Raw genomic sequence first — 23,602 nt, 5'->3', positions numbered from 1 at the left:
AGGCGGTCAACAGCCGGGGGCGGGGGCGGCTTGCCGGTCCACCCCCTATGTGCTATAAAATACGCATGGTTAGAGTACGCTTTGCCCCCAGCCCGACGGGCTTCCTCCACATCGGCAGCGCCCGGACGGCCCTCTTCAACTGGCTCTACGCCCGCCACACCGGCGGCCAGTTCCTCCTGCGCATCGAGGACACCGACCTCAAGCGCTCCGAGGCCCGCTTCCTCGACGAGATCCTCGAGGACCTGCGCTGGCTCGGCCTCGACTGGGACGAGAAGCCCCTCTTCCAGAGCCAGCGCTTCGACGTCTACCGGGCCAAGGCCGAGGAGCTCGTCGCCGCCGGAAAAGCTTACCGGGACGGCGAGGCCGTCCTCTTCAAGGTCGTCCCCGGCCGGACCATCGCCTACGACGACCTCATCCACGGCCGCATCTCCGTCGAGTCGGAGACGATCAAGGACCAGGTCATCATCAAGTCCGACGGCTCGCCGACCTACAACTTCTGCTGCGTCATCGACGACGCCCACCTGGGCATCACCCACATCCTGCGCGGCGACGACCACATCAGCAACACGCCCAAGCAGATCATCTTCTACGAGGCCTTCGGCCTGACCCCGCCCCGCTTCGGCCACATGCCGCTCATCCTCGGCACCGACGGGGCCAAGCTCTCCAAGCGCCACGGCGGCGTCTCGGTCGAGGAGTACAAGCGCGAGGGCTTCCTGCCCGAGGCCCTGGCCAACTACCTCATCTTCCTCGGCTGGACGCCCCCGGACGGCCGCGAGATCATGCCCCCGGCCGAGGCCGTCAAGCTCTTCGAGATCTCGGCCATGAACGATGTCCAGGCCAAGTTCGACATCCAGAAGCTGCGCTGGCTCAACGCCGAGTACATAATGAAGTCCCCGGACGAGCGCCTCCTCCCGCTGGTCAAGCCCTGCCTCGAGGCCGCCGGCATCCCGTCCGCCGGCGTCTCCGACGCTTACCTGGCCAAGGTCCTCGGCCTCTACAAGGTCCGCCTGAAGACCCTGAGCGAGTTCCCGGCCCAGACCGACTGCTTCTTCCGCGAGGACTTCGCCGTCGACGAGGAGGGCCGCAAGCACCTGGCCTCGCCCGAGAGCCGCGAGTACCTGACGACCCTGGCCGACCGCCTGGCCGGCCTGACCGATTTTTCCCACGCCGCGATCGAGGAGGTCTTCCGCCGCTTCGCCGAGGAGCGCGGCATCAAGGCCGGCCAGGTCATCCACCCGGCCCGCATGGCCGTCAGCGGCAAGACCAAGGGCGCCGGCCTGTTCGAGATGATGGAAGTCCTCGGCCGAGAGCGCGTCGTCGCCCGCATGAGGAGAGCCGCGAATGCCTGAAGAAACCCCGAACCCGAACCCGAAGCTGGAACCGGCCCCGGCCGCGAATCCCGCCCCCAGGCCCAAGTCCAACTTCGTCCGGGACATCATCGACAGCCAGCTGCGCTCCGGCCGCTTCGCCACGGTCCACACTCGCTTCCCGCCGGAGCCCAACGGCTACCTCCACATCGGCCATGCCAAGTCCATCCACCTGAACTTCGGCCTGGCCCGCGACTACAAGGGCCTCTGCAACCTGCGCATGGACGACACCAACCCCGAGACCGAGGACATGGAGTACGTCAACTCCATCAAGGACGACGTCCGCTGGCTCGGCTTCGACTGGCAGGACCGCGAATACTACGCCTCCGGCTACTATGAGCAGCTCTACCAGTGGGCCGTCGAGCTCATAAAGAAGGGCGTCGCCTACGTCTGCGACCTGACCGTCGAACAGGTCCGCGAGTACCGCGGCACGGTCAACCGCCCCGGCAGGCCGTCGCCCTGCCGCGACCGCGGCGTCGCCGAGAACCTCGACCTCTTCGCCCGGATGCGGGCCGGCGAGTTCCCCGACGGCTCGCGCACCCTCAGGGCCAAGATCGACATGGCCTCGCCGAACATGCTCCTGCGCGACCCGCTCATGTACCGCATCCGCCGCGAGCACCATTACCGCACCGGCGACAACTGGTGCATCTACCCGACCTACGACTGGGCCCACGGCCAGAGCGACTCGATCGAGGGCATCACCCACTCCATCTGCACCCTCGAATTCGAGGTCCACCGGCCGCTCTACGACTGGTTCCTCGACCAGCTCGGCGTCCACCATCCCCAGCAGATCGAGTTCGCCCGGCTGAACCTCAGCCACACCGTCCTGAGCAAGCGCCGCCTGCTCGAGCTCGTCGAGTCGCGCCTCGTCAGCGGCTGGGACGACCCGCGCATGCCGACCATCTCCGGCTTCCGCCGCCGCGGCTTCTCGCCCGAGGCCATCGCCGCCTTCTGCGAGACGATCGGCGTGGCCAAGGACAACAGCATCGTCGACCTGCCTCTCCTCGAGATGTGCGTCCGCGAGCACCTGAACAAGACCGTCCCCCGGGCCATGGCCGTCCTCCGGCCCCTCAAGGTCGTCATCACCAACTACCCCGAGGACCAGGTCGAGGAGTTCGAGGCCGTCAACAACCCCGAGGACCCGGCCGCCGGCGCGCGCCAGGTCCCGTTCTGCCGGGAGCTCTGGATCGAGCGGGACGACTTCATGGAGAACCCGCCCTCCAAGTTCTTCCGCCTCTCGCCCGGCAAGGAGGTCCGCCTCCGCTACGCCTACTTCGTCAGGTGCCAGGAGGCGGTCAAGGACGCCGCCGGCAACGTGGTCGAGCTCCGCTGCACCTACGACCCGGCCACCCGCGGCGGCGACAATCCCCCCGACGGCCGCAAGGTCAAGGCCACGCTCCACTGGGTCTCGGCCCGCCACGCCGTCGACGCCGAAGTCCGCCTCTACGACACGCTGTTCACGGTCCGCGACCCGGCCTCGGTCCCCGAGGGGGTCGACTGGAAGTCCACGCTCAACCCCGCGTCGCTCGAGGTCCTCAAGGAGGCCAAGCTCGAGCCCGGCCTGGCCGCGGCTGGGCCCGAGAGCCGCTGGCAGTTCGAGCGCCTGGGCTACTTCTGCGCCGACCGGCGCGACTCCAGGCCCGGCGCCCCGGTCTTCAACCGGACGGTGACCCTGCGCGACGAGTGGGCCAAGATCGTCAAGGCGGGCAGGGAAGGCGCCTGAGCCCGCGGCGTCCCGTGAGCGCGAGCGCCCCGCGGAGGAACGAGTGAGCGGAGAGGCGAACATGGACATCGTCCACGGCCCGTCGCTTCTCACCGACGCCGACATCTATCTCTTCAAGGAAGGCAACCACTTCAAGCTCTACGACAAGCTCGGCGCCCACACCCTGGTCGTCGACGGCCGCGAAGGCACGCTCTTTTCCGTCTGGGCCCCCAACGCCGGCGGCGTCTCGGTCATCGGCGACTTCAACGGCTGGGACCCGGCCAGCCACCCGCTCGCCGGCCGCTGGGACGGCTCCGGCATCTGGGAGGGCTTCATCCCCGGCCTCGGCCGCGGCTCACTCTACAAGTACGCCATCACCTCCAAGGCCGGCGGCGCCCGGGCCGAAAAGGCCGACCCCCTGGGCTTCTTCTCCGAGGCCCCGCCGCGCTCGGCCTCGATCGTCTGGGACCTCGATTACCTCTGGTCCGACCAGGACTGGATGGCCAGCCGGGCCAAGGCTGACGCTCTGGACGCCCCGGTCTCGATCTACGAGGTCCATCTCGGCTCGTGGCGGCGCGTCCCGGAGGAGGGCAACCGCTTCCTGACCTACCGGGAGCTGGCCCCGCTCCTGGCCGACTACGTCCGGGAGATGGGCTTCACCCACGTCGAGATCATGCCGATCATGGAGCACCCCTTCTACGGCTCGTGGGGCTACCAGACGATCGGCTACTTCGCGCCGACCAGCCGCTACGGCACGCCGCAGGACTTCATGTTCCTCGTCGATACGCTCCACGGCCGCGGCATCGGCGTCATCCTCGACTGGGTGCCCTCGCACTTCGCCATCGACGGGCACGGCCTGGCCCGCTTCGACGGCACCTGCCTCTACGAGCACCAGGACCCGCGCCGGGGCTTCCATCCCGACTGGAAGAGCGCCATCTTCAACTACGGCCGCAACGAGGTCCGCGACTTCCTCATCAGCTCGGCCCTCTTCTGGCTCGACCGCTACCACGCCGACGGGCTGCGCATCGACGCCGTGGCTTCGATGCTCTACCTCGACTACTCGCGGAAGCCGGGGGAGTGGGTCCCCAACCGCTACGGCGGCCGGGAGAACCTCGAGGCCGTGAGCTTCATCAAGCGCCTCAACGAGGCCGCCTACGGCGCCTTCCCCGGCATCCAGACGACCGCCGAGGAATCGACGGCCTGGCCCATGGTCACCAAGCCGGTCGGCCTCGGCGGCCTGGGCTTCGGCCTCAAGTGGAAGATGGGCTGGATGCACGACATGCTTGGTTACTTCTCCCAGGACCCGCTCTTCCGCAAGTACAACCACAAGGACCTGACCTTCAGCATGTGGTACGCCTACACGGAGAACTTCGTCCTGCCCCTGTCGCACGACGAGGTCGTCCACGGCAAGGGCTCGCTCGTCGGCAAGATGCCCGGCCTGGAGATGGAGAGGTACGACAACCTCCGGGCCCTCTTCGGCTACATGTACACCCACCCCGGCAAGAAGCTCCTGTTCATGGGCGGCGAGTTCGCCCAGTGGCGGGAATGGACGCATGACGGCAGCCTGGAGTGGAACGCCCTCGACTTCGAGACGCACCGCCACGTCCAGCGCTGGGTCAGGGACCTCAACGAGGCCTACCGCCGCGAGCCGGCCCTGCACGAGCTCGACGTCGATCCGGCCGGGTTCGAGTGGGTCGATTTCAACGACGTCGCCCACAGCGTCGTCAGCTACCTGCGCAAGGGCCGGACGACCTCCGACGTCATCCTGGTCGTCTGCAACTTCACGCCCGTGGCCCGCGGCGGCTACCGCGTCGGCGTCCCCTCCGGCGGCACGTGGCGGGAGATCCTGAACAGCGACGCCAGGGATTACGGCGGGACGGGCCTGGGCAACCTCGGCGCCGTCGAGGCCGAGCCCAAGCCGGCCCACGGCCGGCCCTATTCCCTGCGCCTGACCCTGCCGCCGCTCGGCGTGATCCTGTTCAAGAAGGCCGGGCCATGAACCGCTTCATCTGCATCCACGGGCACTTCTACCAGCCGCCGCGGGAGAACGCCTGGCTCGAGGAGATCGAGGTCCAGGACTCGGCGGCGCCCTACCACGATTGGAACGAGCGGGTGGCGGCCGAGTGCTACGCCCCGAACACGGCCTCGCGCATCCTCGACGACAAGGACCGCATCGTCGACATCGTCAACAACTTCGCCTCGATCAGCTTCGACGCCGGCCCGACCCTGCTGGCCTGGCTGGAGCGCTCGGCGCCCGACGTCTACGGGGCCATCCTCGAGGCCGACCGGCAGGCCGCGGCCCGCTTCCGCGGCCACGGCACGGCCCTGGCCCAGGCCTACAACCACCTGATCATGCCCCTGGCCTCGAGCCGCGACAAGCGGACCCAGGTCCTCTGGGGCATCCGGGACTTCGAGTCCCGCTTCGGCCGCCGGCCCGAGGGGATGTGGCTGCCCGAGACGGCGGTGGACCTCGAGTCGCTCGACATCATGGCCGGGGAGGGCATCCTGTTCACGATCCTGGCGCCGCGCCAGGCCGCCGCGGTCCGGCCCCTCGCGCCCGGGCCGGCGCCGGCCCAGGCCGGCGGCGGCTGGATCGACGTCCGGGGCGACCGCGTCGACACGAAGAAGCCCTACCTCTGCCGCCTGCCCTCGGGGCGGACGATCGCCCTGTTCTTCTACGACGGGCCGATCTCCCACGACCTGGCCTTCGGCGACCTGCTCCGCAACGGCGAGAGCTTCGCCCGGCGCCTGGCCGGCGGCTTCTCGGCCCCCGGCCCCGAGCGCCCCGAGCTCGTCCACATCGCCACCGACGGCGAGAGCTACGGCCACCACCACCGCTTCGGCGACATGGCCCTGGCCTACGCCCTGAGGTCCATCGAGCGGAACAAGCTGGCCGAGATCACCGTTTACGGGGACTACCTGGAGCGCTTCCCGCCGGCCGACGAGGTCAAGATCGCCGAGAACACGTCCTGGAGCTGCGCCCATGGCGTCGAGCGCTGGCGGAGCGACTGCGGCTGCAGCACCGGCGCCCATCCCGCCTGGAACCAGAAGTGGCGGAGGCCGCTCCGCGAGGCCATGGACTGGCTCGGGGGCAAGGCCGCGGCGGCCTTCGGCCCCGGCCTGGGCGCCTACGCCGCGGACCCCTGGGCCGTCCGGGACGACTATATCGAAGTCGTCCTCGACCGGTCGCCCGCGTCCGTCGAATCCTTCCTGGCCCGCCACATCGCCCGCCCCCTATCCGCCGAGGACAAGGTCCGGGTCCTCAAGCTCCTGGAGATGGAACGGGGGGCCATGCTCATCTTCACCAGCGACGCCTGGTTCTTCGACGACATCTCCAACGTCGAGACCGTCCAGGTGGTCCAGTACGCCGCCCGGACGCTCCAGCTCCTGCGCGACGTCACCGGCGAGGACGTCGAGCCGGAGTTCCTGGCCGTCCTGACCGAGGCCAAGAGCAACGTGCCGCGGCTCCGGAACGGCGCGACCGTTTACGAGAAGCTCGTCCGGCCGGCCATCGTCGATTTCCTGCGCCTGGCCGCGCACCTGGCCATGTCCGCGGTCTTCGAGACCGACCCCGGCCGCGTCGACGTCGGCCTGTACGCCGCGGTCACCGAGGACCACGAGAGGAAGGACGCCGGGGAGAAGGCCCTGGCCGTCGGCCGCTTCCGGCTGCGCTCCCATGTCACCTGGGAGGAGCGGGTCATCGAGTACGCCGTTTTCCATTTCGGCGACCAGAACATCACGGCCGGCGTCCGCGACCACGCCGGCGACGCCGCCTACCGGACCATGTGCCGGGCGGTCGAGGCGGCCTTCGCCAGGAGCGACATGGCCGCCGTCGTCCGCCTGATCGACCAGGACTTCGGACCTAACATCTACTCGCTCTGGCACCTGTTCACGGAGCAGAAGCGGAAGATCCTGGCCCGCATCCTGCAGGGCAAGCTCCATGACCTCGAGGCCGACTTCCGGCACATCTTCGAGAGCAACTACACGGTCATGAAAGCCATGCGGGAGATGTCGATCCCGCTGCCGGAGGCCCTGCGGACCCCGGCCGAGTTCGTTCTCAACACCGACCTCGGCCGCCTGATGGGGGAGGGGCCGGACCTCGACCTCGACGAGCTGCGGCGGCTGCAGGAGGAATACGAGTCCTGGGACTTCAAGCCGGACGGCGAGGCCCTGAGCTATGCCATCAGCCGGAAGGCCCGGGCGATGATGTCGGCCTGGGCCGGGAAGCCGGACGACGCCGAGGGCCTCCGGAAGATCGCGGACGCCCTGGTCCTGATGAAGAAGCTGGCCATCGGCCTGGACCTCTGGGAAAGCCAGAACATCTATTTTTCTACCGGCCGGCTGATCTGCCCCCTGACCTCAGAGCGGGCGGGCAAGGGCGACCCGGCCGCGGCAGCGTGGATCAAGGCCTTCGACGCGGTCGGGGAACTGCTGCGGGTCGACCCCACGGTGTTCTGCCCGATGGCCTGAGCTGGCCGACGGCCTGAGGCCCGGCGGCGGCGCGGGGCGCGCCCGCGTCGCGCGCCGCCCGGATTACAGGATCTCCAGCGCGCCCGACGCCTGCGGCCGGAACGAGCCGGCCAGCTTGACGCGGGTCCAGACCTTGATGCCGCCGCCCTTCTGGACGTCGGGATTCATGTCGGGGCGCATGCCGCCCATCCCGCCGGGGCCGGCGCCGCCCGGCATCCCGCCCATGCCCCCGGGAATGCCGCCGCCAGCGCCGGGCATCCCCCCGCCTCCGCCGGGCCCGCCTTCAGGCGGCCCGTTCCGCCGCTCGCCCCGCGAGGGCCCGGTCGAGATGAACCCGATCCCGACGGCGGCGTCCGGCTCCGCTCCGACCGCGTAGGGATGGCCGGCGTCGGCCCGCAGGGGGATGCCGATCTCGACGGCGAACGAGCCGGACGAGAGGCCGGTCTTGACCTCCAGGCCCGCGGCGGCCGCCTCCTCGGCGGACAGCTTCTGGAGGGTCCGGCCGTTCGGGCCGAGGATCTCGATCGCGCCGCCAGGCGGCATCGCCGGCTTGTCCTGGCCGGGACCCTGTTCGGCGTTCTCGTCGCCGGTCTTCCGGCCGGGCCGGCCCTCCGGCCTCCGGCCGCCCTGTCCGGGCCCGCCTTCGGGTACTTCGCCGGCGGGGGGGCCTCCGGCCTGGGCCAGCCGGATGCCGAGGGTCTTCTGGTCGCCGCCCTTGGGGTCGATCCAGACGGTCAGGCCGCCGATCGGCGCGCCGGCTCCCCGTCCCTCGGCCTCCTCCTGGGTCAGACAGATATAGAGGGTGTCGCGGTCGTTGACGAAGCCGACGAAGAGATGGCTCTTCTCGACGTAGGACAGCGCGCCGTTCCAGTCCCCCGTCTCGCCGTCGATCGTGATCGTGTGCGGCGGGCCGAGGCTGGACACGACATAGACGCGGCCGCCGCACGCCGCCGAGGCGAGGACGACCGCCAGGAGAGGGAAAAAGATCAGGCCGGGTTTCCCCGGCCCGATCACAGGAGAAAGAAAGGAAAGGGGCCTCATCTAGAAGTCACCTCAATAGACACCGGGAAAGCGATCGGCATTCCCGGGCCCGTGTTTTTTCTCGTCGGGCTTGGCCGGCGGGGGAGGAGGCGTCTGGCCGGGTCCGCCGGCTGGTCCGCCGGGCCCGTCCGGGCCCATCCGGCCGGGTTCTCCGGGTCCGCCGGGACCCATCTCGCCCGGATTGCCGGGTCCGCCTGGTCCGCCCGGTCCTCTGCGGTCGGGCCCGATCCCGCCGGGCCCGATCCTGCCGGGTCCCATGCCGGGCGGCGGGGGCGGGAACCGGGGCATGTCCTCCTTGAGCTTGGCCAGCACGTCGGCCGGCACGACCGCGGCGATATCCTTCCAGAGCGCTTCGAAATCGGCGTCGATCTCCTGGCGGGTGCGGTCGTGGATGGCGGCCAGGTTCTTGCCGTGGGCCCGGAAGATCTTCTCGAGCTCAGCCCGCTTCTCGCCGGAGACCTGGTCGAGCACGGGCCGGCGCCAGGGCACGAGCAGCCCTTCGTCCCTCTGGCTGATGATGTGCCGGATGCGCCCCTGGACGATGGCGTGATCGCAGAGGGCGCCGGCGGCCACGCCGGCGACGAAGATGCCTATGAAAACGAAAATGGCTTTGGTCTTGGTGTTCATGTGCGCTTCCTAGAAGATCGTCAGGTCGAGGATCCGGTCGAGCGACAGGCTGGAGACGTAATAGACCGAGTCCCGGGGGATGAGGTCGCCGCTGATCAGGAGATACGAGGCCGCGGCGATGACCATGATGAGCCCCACGACGGCCAACCGCCGGGCCAGGCCGGCGAACACCGGAAGCAGGCCAGGTTCGGCGCAGCCGATCAGCCCTTCCGAGCGGGCCCGGGCCAGGGTCCGCTCCGCGAACCCGGGCCGGAACGCGCCGGTCCGGGCGGCGGCGGCGTCCCGCCGGAGGGCCAGCAGCTCCTCCCGGGTCCGCCGCAGCTCCGGGTCGGCGGCCAAGCTCCGTTCCAGCCGCTCGCGGGCCTTCCGCCCTAGCGGCGCGTCGAACGACCGGTACAACAGCTTCAAGATCTTCTTGCGCATGACCCCTGCTCCAACGTCATAAAGTGCTCAGGCCGGGCCCTTGCCCTCCAGGAGGGCCTTGAGCCTGCCCTGGCCCCGGGCCAGCCGAGACAGGACCGTGCCCTGCGGCAGGCCCAGGATCTTGGCCGTTTCCCTGGTCGAGAAGCCTTCGACGAGCCGCAGGACGATGACCGCCCTGTACCTCGGCTCCAGCTTCTCCAATCCCTGCCGGACGTCGAACCGGGCTTCCTCCGCGCCGGACCGGTCGGGCGCCGGGAGGACGTCGGCTTCGCCTTGGTCCGGTTCGACCCTTTGGAAGCGGTCGAATTTCCGCCGCCTCCGGAGCTCGTTCAGGGAGAGGTTGATGGCGATGCGGGTCAGGTAGGTCCGGATCGTCGACTCGCCCCGGAAGCGGGGCAGAGACCTGAAGAACTGGATGAAGGTCTCCTGGCCGATATCGTCGATGTCCGGCCCTCGTCCCAGGATGCCCGTCACCGTCGCCGCCACTTGGCCCTCGTATCTCCGGATGAGCTCGCGGCAGGCGGCCTCGTCCCCGTCCCTGAGGCGGGCGAGCAGGCCGCTTTCTTCCGCGGCGTCTTGGGCCAGGGCCGGCCGGGGAACGGCGATTTCCATTGTCCTTCGACTTTCGGAGTCGGCCTCGTGTCGGATCGGCCTTTTTCCCCGGCCTGCCCCGACACTCATTAGATGCGCCACCCCTGCCTTCTATTCCCGTTGGAGGCCATTATTCCACATTTCATCCCGGAAAGGTAAACCCGGCGCGGCGAGGGGCCGTTGCGCGCGGCGTGCGGTTTGCGTTTTCGGCCGGTTTCGGCTATAACTGAGAGGCTTTTTTCCGGCCTGCGTGCCTGTAGCTCAGCTGGATAGAGCGTTGGACTCCGGATCCAAAGGTCGGAGGTTCGAATCCTCTCAGGCACGCCACATTCCTTTTTCCTCGGATTTCTTCATCCAGCCGAGCATCATGTCCTCGGTCACGGCCTCATCTGCCAACCGGCCAAGTTCCCGGATGGACTTGCCCTCAAAGAGCCAGTCAAACGGTTCATTCCACTCGATGTCCAGAGGATATTCGCCGAGAAGCAATGCTCGCTTCGGGTCGGCCAGAAGCTCCTTCCTTGACTGCTTCAACGGGTGGACGGCGACCTTCCTAAATAGAAGAACGTGCATTCGCCGCCTTTTTTCAGGGTCTGCGCTAAGATATTGATTCTTAAAGTCCTTGAGGATTCCTAATGTATCCAGCGAGTTTTGAATGATCATGTCCTCGCCGGCGTCAAGCTCCTTCAGGCGAGCCTCAATCCTGGCCTTCCTGTCGGTTAGGCGGTTGATCTCCTCCCGGACAAGGCCCTCGTCGGTAGTGATGCCCTTCGTGAAGGCCTGGAGAGCCCTGGACCGTTCTTCCTCTATGGAATCCTTTTCGGCAGTGAGGCGCTTCTTCTCGACGGCCTCCGTCTCCCGGTTCAGCCGGTATGTCTCCTCGACCTCGCCCTTGAGCCATTCGTAGACGCTCTGCTCAAAGTCGATCATGCCAATGGCCGTCTCCAAGAGCAGATCGAGTTCAGAGCCTTTGAGCCGAGGCGAGCCGAGCTTGTTACACGCCTGCCTCTGGTAAGTGCACCGGAAGTAGTGGCGCTCGTGGTCCTCCTCTATGTAGGGAGAGCCGCAGAGTCCGCAGGTTATCAGTCCTTTGAGAGGATAGTCATGACCGCCCCGGCATCTCGGGCGGCTCTTGGCTTCAAAGACGGCCTGGACTTCATTGAATAGCGCCGTGCTGATCAAGGGCGGGCAGTCGTCATGCCACTCCTGAGCCTCACCGCCCTTCCACCGGAACTGTTGGCCGGTGTATTTTACGTCCTTCAGGTACTTCTCGATCTGTGAGACGGCGATGATGTTCCCTTTCCTGGACCGCAGGCCCAGGTCCCTTATCTTCGCCGCGATTGTCTTCCTGGTGTAGGTGCCCGTGGCAAAGAGCCGGAACATCTGCTGAATCAGCGGTCCTCGGACCGGGTCAATGACGATTCGCTTCACCAGCTTGCCATTGACGTATTTCCAGTCAGGGTCATAGCCAAGAGGGACGGCATGCGGGAACTTGCCCTTCTCCACGATCTTGGCATAGCCGTCGCGGACGCCCTTGCTGATCTGATGAGATCGTTTCTTGGAATCCACCTGATCATACTCGAAGGCGGCAATCTGCTCGAAGTCGTCAGGGTTATTAGGGGAGAAGGAGATGCCTGTGTTGGCGTTATGTAACTTGACGTTGGTCGCCTTCAGCTTGACGTAATCCTCTGTATTGCGCGAGAGCCTGTCGGGGTAGGCATAGATCAGATTCGGAATCTTCTCCTGCTCTATGAACTCCAACATCTTGTAGAACTCGACTCGGGCGTTGGCCTTCCAGCCCGAACGGGCTTCCTCAAACGGCTTAACGATCTTGAGATTGACCTCAAGACGATCAGCATAGGCCCGACACTTGTCCTTTTGGACCTCAGGGGAATACTGATCCTGGGGCTTGGTCGAAACGCGGATATACGCGACTGCCCGCCTGTCCTCAGCCATCTTGTTCATAGGCCTGAGTACTCCTCATGATCATTATAAGGCATAACCAGTCCTAAAGGCAAAGAGTATTATTAGGAACCCAATCTTTACAAATAAGCGTGATTTCCGCTCCCGCAGGTGCCATGAGCTTGCACTCGCGCTGGCAATCGGCGCAGGCCGGCAGGATCAGCCTGGCGTTGTGGCGCAGGAACTCCTGAGCCTTTCTATGGACCTCCGCAACCGGCTCGTGGGGCGTGACGGGAGGTAGTTCAACCTCGGAATAAATCTCGTTATCAAGGCCTTTCTCAAGCTCACGCAAAAGCTCCGAAGCCGAGAAACCATCCTCTAGCCCATGGACAGGGAGTTCTCCCCCTGAGCGCCCGTTGCTGGGCGTTTTCCTCCCATGTGCTCGGCGTCCTGGTTGAGGCTTTCTCATTACTGCCACCACTTCCTGGGAATGCCCTGGCCGACTCGGGTCGCGTGGCCGTCCTGGTGCATGAAGTCGTCCATCTCGTCTTCACAGTTCCTCTGGACCTCCTCCCGCCTGCGGGCATCTTTGATCGGCTTGCTGAGGTAGCGATCGGCCTGATGATGCCCAATGACGGGCAGAGCCGGGACCCGGACGACTTCCAATGACGCCGTAACCACAGCGCCGCAGATCGCGTTCACGAGGTCCACATGACTGCCGGGCACCTTCTGCACCACGTCAACACCGCCCGGTCCAGGTCTCCTGTCCAAGCACATGAATTGTGACAAGACCCTTTCCGAGAACACCAGGGCCACCTTTCCACTCCTGATCAACTGGGCCGCGTTCAGGAAGATGTTTGAGGCGGGCATCAGGCTCTTGATCAAGGGAACACCGGCTCGACGGAACGGTTCACTCGCCCATTCCGCGCCGAACGCATCCGCAGAGATCTCTCGGACACCGAAAACCTTTGCCAATTTGCTGAACTCCGTTACAACGGCATCCACAGTGCCACGTCCCGGCTCGATCTCTAGGAACGTGTCCAACACGACCAGGTCCTTTTCCTTGTGGCAAATCGCTAAGGCATGACTGTCCGATTTGTTGCCGCTGAGGTCCAGGAACGCGGTATAGCGCAAACCAGGCACCGGGGGCATCTCCTCCTTCATCATACAGGCCCGCACGAGCGACGATTCGATGAGCGTCTGCAGGTCCTCGCGCCATTGTGAATAGTATTCCGACAGGGCGTTGGCTCGATCTTCCTCCATCTCCTCGTCGATCTTGGCTTGATTAAAGGTTGGGTTCATGTCCGGCGTTGTGGCCAGCCAGACCAACGTCTTGCTGTCTCGGCCCCAGTTCTTCTTCCACGCCGCATAAAGTGGGCCTCGGGCGGCATAAACGGTGCTGATCGCCAGCAACTTTCCGTGCTTCACAATCGCCGGGCGAATCGCTCGCAATAATTCCTCAGCGGGATTCGCGGTCCATCGCTCCTCATCTGAGCGGAGGAATGCCAGCTCGTCTACGAGACAGCCCAGGACAGTCGCGCCACGGACACCACGCCAAGTGCCAGCGGTCACTTTGATCGCCGTCCCGTTGGCGAACCAGACCTCATCGGCGTTCTCTTTTATGATGTCCTTCTTGAACTTCTGCGCGAGCGCCTTAACATAGCCGAAGATGGCCTGCGCTTGTTCTTTCTTTCCAGCGATGATCAGGACCCAGCCCGTCTCACCCGGTGACAGTTTTTCGTGGAGGCCAGAGAAGAGGGCCAAGTAGACAGCCACAACGCTGGCAATCCTCGACTTCCCTGATCTTCTGCCGGAAATGACGTAGGCGGTATCGAACGGAGAGCCCGGCTCATACTTGGTCCGCCCGGTGAATTTCTGATAGGCCTCCAACTGGGCAGGGGTCAGGTCCTGGCCCTCAAACACGTCGAGAAAGGCCATCCAGTTGACCCAGGTCTCCGGCTCCGGGAAGTAAGAGCCGAACAGGTCCTGGTCCAGCATCACCTCAACGATGGACACGACTAGGCTCCGAGCAGGTCTTGTTCGAGCTTCTTCGTCAGGGCCTCACGCTCCTCTTCCATCTTCTCCTGGCGCTCCTTCAGAGCATCGACCTCTAGTCGCTGGCGCTCTTTCAGGACGTTCTTCAGGTCCGACTTATCTCTCGGGACGCATTCTTTGATCGGGCGATCCTCAGTTCGGACGTAGTTGGTGCCCGTGATGCGGATTTTGACAGGAGCTATCTTCCAAATGATCTTCTTGTACCGGATCAATTCGTCCCAGATGTTCAGCGGGATGATGCGGGGCACATCAAGCAGGACATCGACATAGTCAGCCGCTGAGGTGCGGATGGGCGTTGGCTGATAGACCCGGATGGATTCCACAGGTGCCCCGGCCCAGTTCTCCAGTTCCAAGCAGTAATGCTGGTTCAGCCAAGGATTCGTCCAAGCCGGGTTTTCGGTCAACGTCAACCTCAGGTCCTTTCCACGGACGACTTTGGACCACCTGGCCCAGTTGGTCGTCGGCTTCCAGGATTCCAAACGAGCGATCTTGCCCGGCTGGACCTGGAACAACGCGTCGCCGTCCTCGCAAATCTGCCATGGCAGTTCGCTATTGTTCTCAAACGTGGTCATGAACAATACCGGACTGTTTTCGTCAAAATGTTCATTCATCTTCTTTCTCCCTTTGATCAAGCCCCTTGTCCGTCGTATAAAGGCGGCCCGGACTTTACCTTTGACCCGCATCGCGGGCCTCCTCTACGACTAACCTTCGGCCCATGTAAAGCCGCTTGTTCAGGTCGTCAATGGCGCGGGCGGCGTCCACCTCATCTTCGTAGGTGCAAAACGCAATACCACGCGTCGGCACTAGATTGAACCGGACGATGGGGCCGATCTCACGGCAGAGCTTCCGCAGATCGTCCTCATTGGCTTCGTAAGACACATTGCCGATGAATAGTTTTCTTACCTTGTTTCTCCTTCCAAGCGCCGGTGTCCTTGTCATGTCAAACTCCTATCCTGAGTTCCATGTTCAGGAGCTTGAAGAACGCTTTCTTCTCGGCGTCTTCGTCAAAGCTGGCCGGGAACGTCTCACCGGGACCGACCCAACCCACGACGTCATACTCGTCGCCGTTCTCATCGTTCCAAATAAAGAAGCGCCACTCTCCCATCGGCATCTCAGCCGTTTCAAGATCGTCCAGAACCTCACCGCAGGCGCGGGGGTCCTCCGGTCCGCTCCAAGCATATTGAAGCATGATTACTTCTTAATGAGGGTGGTGCTGGCCTGCAAATTGCCCAGGCTCATCTCGCCAGCAGCTTTGATCTGCTCGATCACCTTGGTGCTCAGCTCGGCGGCTTTCTCGGGAGTGCCTTCGCCATTGACTTTAATAATGAGTTCGTAATGTTGTTCCATCTTAGTTTCCTTTCTTCTCAAAGAGTTTCCGGTACGACTCAAAGTCGCCCCGGAAGCCAGCCACCAACGCGCCCAAATAACGGTTGGCGAGTTGTTCCTTAGTAAGCATCAGCTCCTCAGGCATGGGGCCGTCTTCCTCAAGCTCGCGGGACTCGAACATCAGGGCTTCCTTGCCGACGTGAAAGTTGAACGAGGGGTCGGTCACGAAATCGAGGCCGAGCAATTTGTAGCCCGGCTTAACATTGCCTGACTCATCCACATCGCCGGCGCCCCGGGCGCTGACGCCCAGCGAGCCACCACCTCGGATGATCGCCGACAGGTTCTTGCCCCGGGCAGTGTTGAAGATTCTGATGACCGCCGAGGCCAGGCCTTTCTCATCGAGTTCAACGTCTTCGATGATGTGACTGACCTGATCAATCTCAAGGTTCTTCTCATGGCGGGTGGAACCGTAAGCAATCCGCTTCTGGAGTTTTGATCGGAGTTCTTCGACGGCGGCCTTAACGACGGCGAGTGGATATCGGCGCTTGTTGGAATTGAAGATGTCTGACTGAAGGACAGGCACCTTCATGCGGAAGGAATCGCCGTCAGCAGTCAATGAGGTCTGACGGATCTCAGATTTTTCAGTTAAGAGCATCTTATTGTCCTATCTAAAGAGCGAACCGTCCCGGCCTTGATCGGTGGGACAGTAGATTCTCGCCCAGGCGGGGCCGACCGACGCGGGCCTGCACCCGCCCGGACGAAGGACGCAAGGACGCGCCCTGATACCACAGAAAGGAAGAGGAGGGGCGAGACGGCTTCCAGAGGCCTTGTCCGGATTCCGCCTCGGCCGATGCTGGCACCGGGACAGCATGTCAAGATTCCCGGCCCCCTCACTCATCGGTCGCTCGATTCAGCGCACTGACGGCGGCCCGTTCGAGCGTGGCCTTAGCCTCCAGCGCCTCTAGTTCGCGCTGGATGGCTTCGAGTTCCTCAATGGGCCGCGAGGAGCATCGTTCCTCAAAGTCCCAGCGGACCATCACGAGGCCGTCATGCTGTTCCGAGGCAAAGCGCTTCATGACCGGGACACCAAGCTCGACGCGATTGAACATGATGTATTGATCATCCAGAGACAGGTCCACTGTCACCGGGACGCCACGCATGAGAGTCAGGGGTCCCAAGCGCTCGACCCAGCCGCGGCCCTTGGTGAGAAGAAAGAGACAGGGCCTCTTCCGATGCGGTGGCTGGAAGTCGGGACGGGGAGTGCAGTTGGCATAAGGCGCTTCATCCAGAAATCTCACTTCGGAGAACGGGGCAAGCACAGCATACGGGTCCTCTGTCGCAACTTCATCACGCCCGCCCGGTCCCAGGGTCACAATGGGAGTGGAGTCCGCTTCGCGGACCAGCACGTCGTCTCGCCGTCGGTCATTGATCAGCTTTGTAATGAGCATAGTTCAACTCCTTCAATAAATGGGTGTAGTTTTAGAAAATCGGGAGAGGGACTAAAACCGGGCCAGCCGTCGGGCCTTGGCCGAGGCCCGGAGTGCACGATTCAGGGAGGCGATTAAGGCTCGTTCCAATGCCTCATCGTCTCGACGGAGCGCCCGTTGGCGGCTGACGATCTGGGACACTCTACCCGGGGACTTGAGCCCGTGTTGGGCGGCCAGGTCCTCGACCTTAGCGCCCCGGTTACGGGACTCTACGATCTCTCGGTCCCTGGCGAAGTCGCCCAGGGCCTTATCGGACGGGAACGAGATCGTCTCCCCGGCGAACTCAGCGACCAGGGCCTCGAACGTGTCAGGGTCAAGCACAACAAATAAGGCCAGCAACGCCTGATGCTTCTCGGGGTCGCTGAGTATCATCTGATAGAGCGGTGAGGAGCACTTCTCGGCCCTATCGAAGAGCAGACGGCGGGTCTCAAGGAAGTCATGCACCGTGGCCTTGGCTACTTCCTCATCTATGGCCTCAAGGTCCGGCTCGTGGTAAGGCGCTTGATCATAGCGACCGCCCAGGGCCTCGTCGAGGCCAACGGCGTCCAGGGGCTCATCCTTCGCGTTCTCGATGGAGAACAATGCAAACTGAGTGAAATGATCCCACCAGTCATCCTTCGGATGATCGGCCAGCCAGGCCGGGAGCAGGCGCTCGCGCATATCTCTAACCTTTTCCTCGGTCCGTTGGGGCTTGAGTTCGAGCCGATGGCAGTATTGCCGGGTAAACGTCTCGGCGGCCTTGATCAAGCCGGGCAGGTCCGTGCCTGTCCTGATGTAGGCCTCAAGCTCGCCTTTCAGGAATCGTCCGCGTGTGTTTATCCATTCAGCGTCGTTAGTCATTCGTCGGCTCCTTCGATCCGTTCCAGTGAGGCCAGGTCCATCTTCAATCGGGCAGGGCCAGCCATGGTCACGTAATGTTCACTGGACAATACGCTAACATGACCCAAGGCCTCTTTTATTGCGAAGGCTGACGCGCCTTCGCGGGCAAGCCTGATTGCCGCCGTGTGCCTGAACTGGTGCGGGTAGAGCCCTTCAATCCCGGCCTTCGCGCCATAGCGGGCCGTGATGTGATAGATGTAATTCGCGGTGATCGGCTCGCCGTGGATGGTTATGAAGAGAGGCCCGTCCTTGGCCTTTGTGAACTTGCGTCGGACCGAGAGCCATGCCTTCAGGCGCTCGACGTTTCGGCGGGTGAGGGGATACCAGTGCCCTCGACGGTCTTTCTTTATGTAGCGCTTCTCGCCGGTCTTGGGATCGGTGCGCCAGTGCTTCTCCTTCACTCGCGTGACCCAGAGTCGCGGCGGATCGGAGGCAAGGTCAACGTCGTGCGGGATGGTGAGGATCTCCGCTTCTTTACAGCGCAAGCCATACGACAACATCAAGCGGAAAAGGGCCGTGTCCCGGACCCGCAGGGCAGGGTCCGTGTTGGCCTCTACCGCCTTAAAGAAAGCGTCGACTTGATCATCGATCAGGTAGCGGACATGCTGGCCGGTATCACCTTGCCAGCCTTCGGGATTAGTCATGTTCGATTCCTTTACGCTTTAGCACTTATATGCTGGACTCGTTCACTAGAATGTTGCGCTTCGCACACTCGATAATGAACGGGAGATCCGTGTCCCCGTTCGGTTCGCCCCGTTGCCAGAGGAGTCCATGAAGAAGCTCATGTCGGACGATCTGCTCCAATTGCTCATCCGACGCCTGAAGGAACCACTCCCGCCCACCTAATGTGTTGAACTCAATCGCTCCTTCGATGCGCCAGAACGCAAGATAGTCGGAGTCAGGGGTTGTGATGCCGGGCGGTGCACCGGTGATGATCGGAGTTGGCCCCATTTCCTCGAACTCGGCTTTGGCGATTCGGTCAACTATCGCCTTAAGGCGCTGGGGGAGGCCCCTCAGATTCTTCCTTCTCGTGTTATCCATTCTGTTCACCTTCACCATCAATTATAAAATCCAAAAATCTCAGTGTCAATACTCTATAAAGACTATTGACTGTCTTAACTAGACCTTAAATCGCATCAGGAGAAGCAGGCCCCGCTCAGCAAGATTCCGAGACAGGCGCTCAATAGTTATTGCCTGGATTCAGGGCTTGATCAGGCCCCCGACCGGGCACCCGATAGATCACTAAGGGGCCATTTTGAGCTTAGACCCCGCGCTGGTGCGCTTGTCGTGGTGGGGGGCAGGAGTTTGTAGCCCTGCCCGCTGGGCAACCGGCCCACTCGGCCTACGATTCTTGCTATAGCCCACACATCCCAGGTGTTATAAACTTGCTGGCCCAGGATTCCCACGACAGGCCGCAAGAGCATCAACATAATTCATTGATGCTCTTGATGCTCTTGAAGATGTTCTATATAAATCAACTATTTAGACAGGCCCACCATTACCCCTAAATGATTATCATATATATTAATCAATAATTTATATTTGACGTTCTTATAAGGCCTGCAAGGCCTTCAAGATGGTCAAGAGCATCAAGAAGGTCAAGAGCATCAAGAAAGTCATGGTAGGGAGTTGATGCTCTTGGTCTGCTAGATCCCATCATGAGGAAGTTGGATAATGACTGTCACCGGCTGGCTCGGCAGGGGGCGCTCCTGACGCAGAAGTCCGATCAATGTCACGAGCAGCGCCAAGATAGAAATGAACAGCGTCCAGAACGCATACCGCTCTGCCCGCGTCCGCTGTCGCTGGTATCTCTTTTTCACGGCTCAGAGGGTAACTCCTTTTGGGGGACAACGAATCACCCCTAGAGGTGATACCGACGGCCAATTCTCGCGTTTTTAGGCTAGCTGATTTTACGGGGGGGGGTGAAAGACCTAAGTCGTTTGAAAGAGGATTAGGGGACTCGGAGCACCAGCGAGAGATTGGGTCACCGTGCTTTGTCAGGAAATTGCTGAACCCACAAATGGACTTGGTGCTCCGGCTTGTTCAGCAAGTCAGTGATCCATGCCTTATTTCCAGAGGCAAAGGCGAAGCGTAACGCGTTGAACGCCGTCCTCCTGTTCAACTCCCTTATCTGCTGGGGACACGCTTCACGATACCGGAGGTTGCTCCCCTTCCTCCAGGTAGCCAGAAGGGCTACCTCTTTCGTTACCGGGAATGACATGTCCGAGTGTGGCTTGCCTATGCCGATCGCGTGAATGAAAACTGGATTGTCACTGGTTATAAAGATGTCCGGGTACGTGCAAGTGTAGAAAACCCACGTCATCTTGCTCATCACTTCCGGCATCTGCTCATTACTATATTGGATGGACTTGCCCCAAATCTGCTTCGTTGGGTTCTGCGCTAGATCGTTATATATCCTCTGCCCGTCCTTTCTGATCTCCTCACAACGCTCGGCTTTGTCGGGATTTTGTTTCTCAAGCTCACGAAGGCAGGCTTCTAGCTTCTGCATCTCGTCATGGGCGACCTTCGGGCTCTTTTCTTTGAATCTCTCGAATGCGGCCTCAACGCGTTTCCAAAATACGAATACGTACCTGCTGAAGGCCAGTTTCTCGGAGTCTGAGATCGCTTCGCGATTCTCGATCTTCTTTAATATGGCGTTCGCAGGTCCCTCGATTTCCTGAGCGAGGTAGGCTTCGACCTTGCCATAGAGTTGCTTCCGTTGGGCGGCGCTTTTGATTTGGAGGGAGAGGGGATTGGGCTTCCCCTTCTCATACCTCCAGATTGCTTTCGTCCCCGTCGGCGCAAAGCCACGCAGATAGTACTGTGGCAGACTATGTTGCCCCATTCTTTAGAGAAAGAATAGCACGGCCGAGGCAAGCATTCAATTGTGAGAATCCTCCCCGCTTCCGAGCGTCTTTATATAACGAGGCGCGATATTCGCCCTAACCGGCGTCCTCTTTGATCATTGGGGCTATGCCGATCACTTGGCCTCTGGCCCCTCGGCGCCTCATTTCTTTGACGCGTCTCGGATCTTCTCGCAGTGCTCAAGGCCCCGTGGCAGGATGGAAACATACTCACCCATGTAGGTCTTAGTGAAGTCCACAAATTTAAGTTGATGTAATTTGTTCAGTACTATATTAAAGTCAAGATCATTCTTTCCCTTAAGTTTTTCCATAAATAGTTTCCGCAGACTATCCCTCATAATATTCCGATCCTTATTAAGTGATAATGCAACGATTACAAAACATTCATCTTCGTTGAGGCTTATCTCGGGTTCCTTAGGTTTCTTGACAGTTCCGACTTTGGGACTATGAGCAACGAAGTACGCGGTGAAACCCACCACTGCCAAAGTAAAGGCAAGGATTACAAGGATTATCCAATCAGGAATCACCCACGTTGCTACTTTAAGTTTTACTCCCCATTGAAATACGCCAAGGATAACCAGCATTCCAGCAAGCGTTTTCCATAAGAATTTTCCTAGCGACTTCCAATAATTCACGGAGCTTATCCTCCTACCAGCATCTCATTCGAGCCAGAGCCAGAATACGCCCTTGAACCACGTCAGTATCCGGCGGGGTGTAAGTCCCTCAAGCGGAGTGGAGCCGGTATCGATCACATTGAGGTTCCCCATGTGGAAGTTGAAGACCACAACCGGAAATGGCATTGTGTCCTCCGCCGTCTTCCATCGGTTTTCGGCACCTACGCTGAATACGCAACCATCTCCGTTTGGCGCGGTAAACCTAATCTTATGCCTCTCGGGCTCCTTGACCCACTCAGGTTTCAGGTTCTTGTCAAGGAGGTATTCGTTGATAAGTTCGAAGGACGGGATGATCAGGTCGGTCATGGTCTTAGCATTGAGGCCCTTGTCAATCTCTCTCATCATGTTCTTTCTTTCACCCTTTTATTCATTAGTATGCCAGCATCGCCCGCCAGCTTGTCAAGTCTGACCTTCGACGTTGCTTGTTTGGCCCACTTGTTACATAATCTGAGTAATGAAGATTACCGGGCGCTACGACATTCTTGCTAAGGGTCCATTCCCCCGATCAGCGGAATGGCGACGGGCCTGCGCCGACGTCGAAAAGGCCATCCGCAAGACCGATTGGCCCCACGGCTCCGGCAAGTTCACCATCTATCCCGAAAGCGGGAAGAAGAGGAATCAGGGTAACGGCGTCTGCCCGATCAAAAAGCCCTGCCTGGGCAAGTTAAGAGAGCTTGGCTGGAAGACGGAGAAACTGCCAAAGATCGAGGGTGGTGTCCTGAGAACCGGTGATCTAGACGCCCTGTATCAGTTTGATCGGTGCTATATTGGCTTCGAGTGGGAGACAGGGAACATCTCCTCGAGTCACCGCGCCATCAACAAGCTCCTCCTCACCCTGCAGTTGGGCGGCATCAAAGGCGGCATCCTCGTCGTTCCTAGTGACAAGCTTGGAGAGTTCTTGACTGATCGGATTGGGAATGTTAGCGAGCTTCAGCCCTATTTCCCTCTCTGGGGCACCACACACGTCAAGGATGGAGTTCTAAGGATCTATGAAGTCGAGTACGATGCTACCAGCTTCGACGTGCCCAAGATTCCGAAAGGGAAGGACGGACGGGCGCTAGGCTAAGGGGTCAGGCTCCACGTAGTCGTGATTCGGATGGTGGTAAAGGTCCTTATTCTCTAACCGCTCGACGATCACGTCACAGTTCTCCAATTCGATACCTATCCAATGCCGACCTTCATGTTCGCATACGTCATAGGTCGTGCCACTCCCGCCGAAGGGGTCAAGCACTACGTCCCCCCTATTCGTCGACATATTAACAACTCGGGACAGGAGCTTCGTCGAAAGCTGGTTGGCCTTGCGGCGCTTGCTCTTAAATTTCCAATGCCTGACCGGAGGAATGTCATTCCAGACATCTGTCAGATTGACCCCGAGCGGATTCATGGCGTCCCTGTGCCCGCCGTAGTCCTTGATCTCTTCCCCACAGTGTCGGCACAGCTCGATAGGAGTTCGGATTCTGCGGAAGACGTTGGCCTTGCCCTTCGTGAAATAGAGGAGCCCATAGTGGGACGGATAGAGCCGCCCCGGAATCGGAAGGCCCGCCTTGATGTTGATGGCTATCCAATGCCTGAACGTCAATCCCAGTTCGAGTAGATAGGCCCCGACGACGATATTCCACCGGGGCAGGTTGTAGACGAAAATCGCCCCGCCGTCTTTAAGGACTCTGACCGACTCCTTGAGCCATTTCTTAGTGAACTCGATGTATTCTTGATCAGGCAGATTGTCGTTGACCTTCTTGCCATAGACCTTGCCCAGATTGAACGGCGGGTCGGCGAAGATCATGTCCACCGATTGGTCCTTTATCTTCGGGAAGATGTCTAGGCAGTCGCCCTCGAACAGAATCCCGAGAGGCGTCTTGAGGGCGCTTTTAGGAACGCGGGAGAAGAGCCGGTTCGGGTTCCAGGACTTTTCGAGTGGCATCCGTTTTTGAATCATGATCGGGCAAAATTATATAGTAATGACCACTAAGAGACAAACCTTGCTTTGCTTATGGAGCCTAGCCCTGCCAGCCCGGTTCCAGCCTGGGATTAAACGGCTCGAAGATGATGAGGTAATCGCCATCCGTCCATCTGCGCCAGCTATAAACGACATGGCTCTTCTGCAGATGATCAAGGAGACGATGAAGCTCGTCGACCGTGGCGACGTTGAAGAATTCCAGCATTTCGGAATCTGAAGTCTCGTCGATCATATTATTCT

General features: G+C 61.4%; 25 protein-coding genes and 1 tRNA gene. 6 read left to right on the top strand and 20 right to left on the bottom strand.

The window, feature by feature from the left end:
• Nucleotides 1–65 precede the first annotated feature (65 nt).
• The 4 genes from gltX to ABFD52_09390 all read left to right on the top strand — a co-directional run bounded on the left by gltX (nucleotide 66) and on the right by ABFD52_09390 (nucleotide 7,539).
• A complete protein-coding gene (gene gltX / locus ABFD52_09405; protein MEN6560977.1) occupies nucleotides 66–1,349 on the top strand; it encodes a glutamate--tRNA ligase in 1,284 nt (427 codons plus the stop codon).
• Nucleotides 1,342–3,090 carry a glutamine--tRNA ligase/YqeY domain fusion protein gene (locus ABFD52_09400; protein MEN6560976.1) on the top strand — a complete coding sequence of 583 codons (1,749 nt, stop codon included), beginning with the start codon at nucleotides 1,342–1,344 and terminating at the stop codon, nucleotides 3,088–3,090. The genes gltX and ABFD52_09400 overlap by 8 nt, the downstream gene beginning before the upstream one ends.
• A gap of 61 nt (nucleotides 3,091–3,151) precedes the next feature.
• Entirely contained in the window at nucleotides 3,152–5,068 is a 1,917-nt protein-coding gene (gene glgB / locus ABFD52_09395) for a 1,4-alpha-glucan branching protein GlgB (protein MEN6560975.1), read from the top strand.
• Nucleotides 5,065–7,539 (top strand): DUF3536 domain-containing protein, encoded by a 2,475-nt coding sequence (locus tag ABFD52_09390; protein ID MEN6560974.1) that lies wholly within the window; start codon nucleotides 5,065–5,067, stop codon nucleotides 7,537–7,539. The genes glgB and ABFD52_09390 overlap by 4 nt, the downstream gene beginning before the upstream one ends.
• Before the next feature lie 63 nt (nucleotides 7,540–7,602).
• Here the strand turns inward: ABFD52_09390 and ABFD52_09385 are convergent, their stop codons facing one another.
• From ABFD52_09385 to ABFD52_09370, 4 genes are read right to left on the bottom strand one after another with little or no spacing between them, the layout of a single operon-like run.
• Nucleotides 7,603–8,580: a hypothetical protein gene (locus ABFD52_09385; protein ID MEN6560973.1), complete on the bottom strand. Its 978-nt coding sequence runs from the start codon at nucleotides 8,578–8,580 to the stop codon at nucleotides 7,603–7,605.
• Nucleotides 8,581–8,592: 12 nt separating this feature from the next.
• Nucleotides 8,593–9,207: a hypothetical protein gene (locus tag ABFD52_09380; GenBank protein ID MEN6560972.1), complete on the bottom strand. Its 615-nt coding sequence runs from the start codon at nucleotides 9,205–9,207 to the stop codon at nucleotides 8,593–8,595.
• Nucleotides 9,208–9,216: 9 nt separating this feature from the next.
• Entirely contained in the window at nucleotides 9,217–9,630 is a 414-nt protein-coding gene (locus ABFD52_09375) for a hypothetical protein (protein ID MEN6560971.1), read from the bottom strand.
• Nucleotides 9,631–9,657: 27 nt separating this feature from the next.
• Nucleotides 9,658–10,242 (bottom strand): sigma-70 family RNA polymerase sigma factor, encoded by a 585-nt coding sequence (locus ABFD52_09370; protein MEN6560970.1) that lies wholly within the window; start codon nucleotides 10,240–10,242, stop codon nucleotides 9,658–9,660.
• Between the two features lie 229 nt (nucleotides 10,243–10,471).
• Between ABFD52_09370 and ABFD52_09365 the strand changes: the two genes are divergently transcribed.
• Nucleotides 10,472–10,548 (top strand) — tRNA-Arg (locus ABFD52_09365).
• Here ABFD52_09365 and ABFD52_09360 read toward each other — a convergent pair.
• The 14 genes from ABFD52_09360 to ABFD52_09295 form a co-directional block, all read right to left on the bottom strand.
• The gene (locus tag ABFD52_09360; protein MEN6560969.1) at nucleotides 10,537–12,183 is read right to left on the bottom strand and encodes a recombinase family protein; all 1,647 of its coding nucleotides are present in this window, start codon (nucleotides 12,181–12,183) and stop codon (nucleotides 10,537–10,539) included. The two genes, ABFD52_09365 and ABFD52_09360, sit on opposite strands and share 12 nt — an antisense overlap.
• 405 nt (nucleotides 12,184–12,588) lie before the next feature.
• Nucleotides 12,589–14,136, bottom strand: coding sequence for a terminase large subunit (locus tag ABFD52_09355; protein ID MEN6560968.1), 1,548 nt, complete (start codon nucleotides 14,134–14,136; stop codon nucleotides 12,589–12,591).
• 2 nt (nucleotides 14,137–14,138) lie between these two features.
• Complete coding sequence (locus tag ABFD52_09350; protein MEN6560967.1) at nucleotides 14,139–14,858, bottom strand: hypothetical protein; 720 nt, start codon at nucleotides 14,856–14,858, stop codon at nucleotides 14,139–14,141.
• Nucleotides 14,842–15,114, bottom strand: a complete 273-nt coding sequence (locus ABFD52_09345; protein ID MEN6560966.1) for an RNA-binding protein — start codon at nucleotides 15,112–15,114, stop codon at nucleotides 14,842–14,844. The genes ABFD52_09350 and ABFD52_09345 overlap by 17 nt, the downstream gene beginning before the upstream one ends.
• 1 nt (nucleotide 15,115) lies before the next feature.
• Nucleotides 15,116–15,364 carry a hypothetical protein gene (locus tag ABFD52_09340; protein ID MEN6560965.1) on the bottom strand — a complete coding sequence of 83 codons (249 nt, stop codon included), beginning with the start codon at nucleotides 15,362–15,364 and terminating at the stop codon, nucleotides 15,116–15,118.
• A gap of 2 nt (nucleotides 15,365–15,366) precedes the next feature.
• Nucleotides 15,367–15,522 carry a hypothetical protein gene (locus ABFD52_09335; protein ID MEN6560964.1) on the bottom strand — a complete coding sequence of 52 codons (156 nt, stop codon included), beginning with the start codon at nucleotides 15,520–15,522 and terminating at the stop codon, nucleotides 15,367–15,369.
• A gap of 1 nt (nucleotide 15,523) precedes the next feature.
• Complete coding sequence (locus ABFD52_09330; protein MEN6560963.1) at nucleotides 15,524–16,156, bottom strand: hypothetical protein; 633 nt, start codon at nucleotides 16,154–16,156, stop codon at nucleotides 15,524–15,526.
• A 235-nt stretch (nucleotides 16,157–16,391) separates the two neighbouring features.
• Entirely contained in the window at nucleotides 16,392–16,949 is a 558-nt protein-coding gene (locus ABFD52_09325) for a hypothetical protein (GenBank protein MEN6560962.1), read from the bottom strand.
• 51 nt (nucleotides 16,950–17,000) lie between these two features.
• Nucleotides 17,001–17,828: a Mor transcription activator family protein gene (locus ABFD52_09320; GenBank protein ID MEN6560961.1), complete on the bottom strand. Its 828-nt coding sequence runs from the start codon at nucleotides 17,826–17,828 to the stop codon at nucleotides 17,001–17,003.
• Nucleotides 17,825–18,511 (bottom strand): tyrosine-type recombinase/integrase, encoded by a 687-nt coding sequence (locus ABFD52_09315; GenBank protein ID MEN6560960.1) that lies wholly within the window; start codon nucleotides 18,509–18,511, stop codon nucleotides 17,825–17,827. Before ABFD52_09315 ends, ABFD52_09320 begins: the two co-directional genes overlap by 4 nt.
• Before the next feature lie 25 nt (nucleotides 18,512–18,536).
• Nucleotides 18,537–18,908, bottom strand: a complete 372-nt coding sequence (locus ABFD52_09310) for a hypothetical protein (protein ID MEN6560959.1) — start codon at nucleotides 18,906–18,908, stop codon at nucleotides 18,537–18,539.
• A 943-nt stretch (nucleotides 18,909–19,851) separates the two neighbouring features.
• Nucleotides 19,852–20,712 carry a DUF4238 domain-containing protein gene (locus tag ABFD52_09305; GenBank protein ID MEN6560958.1) on the bottom strand — a complete coding sequence of 287 codons (861 nt, stop codon included), beginning with the start codon at nucleotides 20,710–20,712 and terminating at the stop codon, nucleotides 19,852–19,854.
• A 162-nt stretch (nucleotides 20,713–20,874) separates the two neighbouring features.
• The gene (locus tag ABFD52_09300; protein ID MEN6560957.1) at nucleotides 20,875–21,366 is read right to left on the bottom strand and encodes a hypothetical protein; all 492 of its coding nucleotides are present in this window, start codon (nucleotides 21,364–21,366) and stop codon (nucleotides 20,875–20,877) included.
• A 24-nt stretch (nucleotides 21,367–21,390) separates the two neighbouring features.
• Nucleotides 21,391–21,747: a hypothetical protein gene (locus tag ABFD52_09295; protein ID MEN6560956.1), complete on the bottom strand. Its 357-nt coding sequence runs from the start codon at nucleotides 21,745–21,747 to the stop codon at nucleotides 21,391–21,393.
• Between the two features lie 112 nt (nucleotides 21,748–21,859).
• Between ABFD52_09295 and ABFD52_09290 the strand changes: the two genes are divergently transcribed.
• Nucleotides 21,860–22,471, top strand: a complete 612-nt coding sequence (locus ABFD52_09290; GenBank protein ID MEN6560955.1) for a hypothetical protein — start codon at nucleotides 21,860–21,862, stop codon at nucleotides 22,469–22,471.
• Here the strand turns inward: ABFD52_09290 and ABFD52_09285 are convergent.
• Nucleotides 22,463–23,326: a site-specific DNA-methyltransferase gene (locus ABFD52_09285; protein MEN6560954.1), complete on the bottom strand. Its 864-nt coding sequence runs from the start codon at nucleotides 23,324–23,326 to the stop codon at nucleotides 22,463–22,465. The two genes, ABFD52_09290 and ABFD52_09285, sit on opposite strands and share 9 nt — an antisense overlap.
• A gap of 76 nt (nucleotides 23,327–23,402) precedes the next feature.
• Entirely contained in the window at nucleotides 23,403–23,594 is a 192-nt protein-coding gene (locus tag ABFD52_09280; protein ID MEN6560953.1) for a hypothetical protein, read from the bottom strand.
• Between the last annotated feature and the right edge of the window lie 8 nt (nucleotides 23,595–23,602).

It is taken from the genome of Acidobacteriota bacterium (assembly GCA_039683095.1).
In the GTDB taxonomy this organism is placed as follows: domain Bacteria; phylum Acidobacteriota; class Aminicenantia; order Aminicenantales; family Saccharicenantaceae; genus RBG-16-66-30.
The sequence above is the reverse complement of the archived record's forward strand: the minus strand, read 5'-3'. Positions and strand labels throughout refer to the sequence as shown.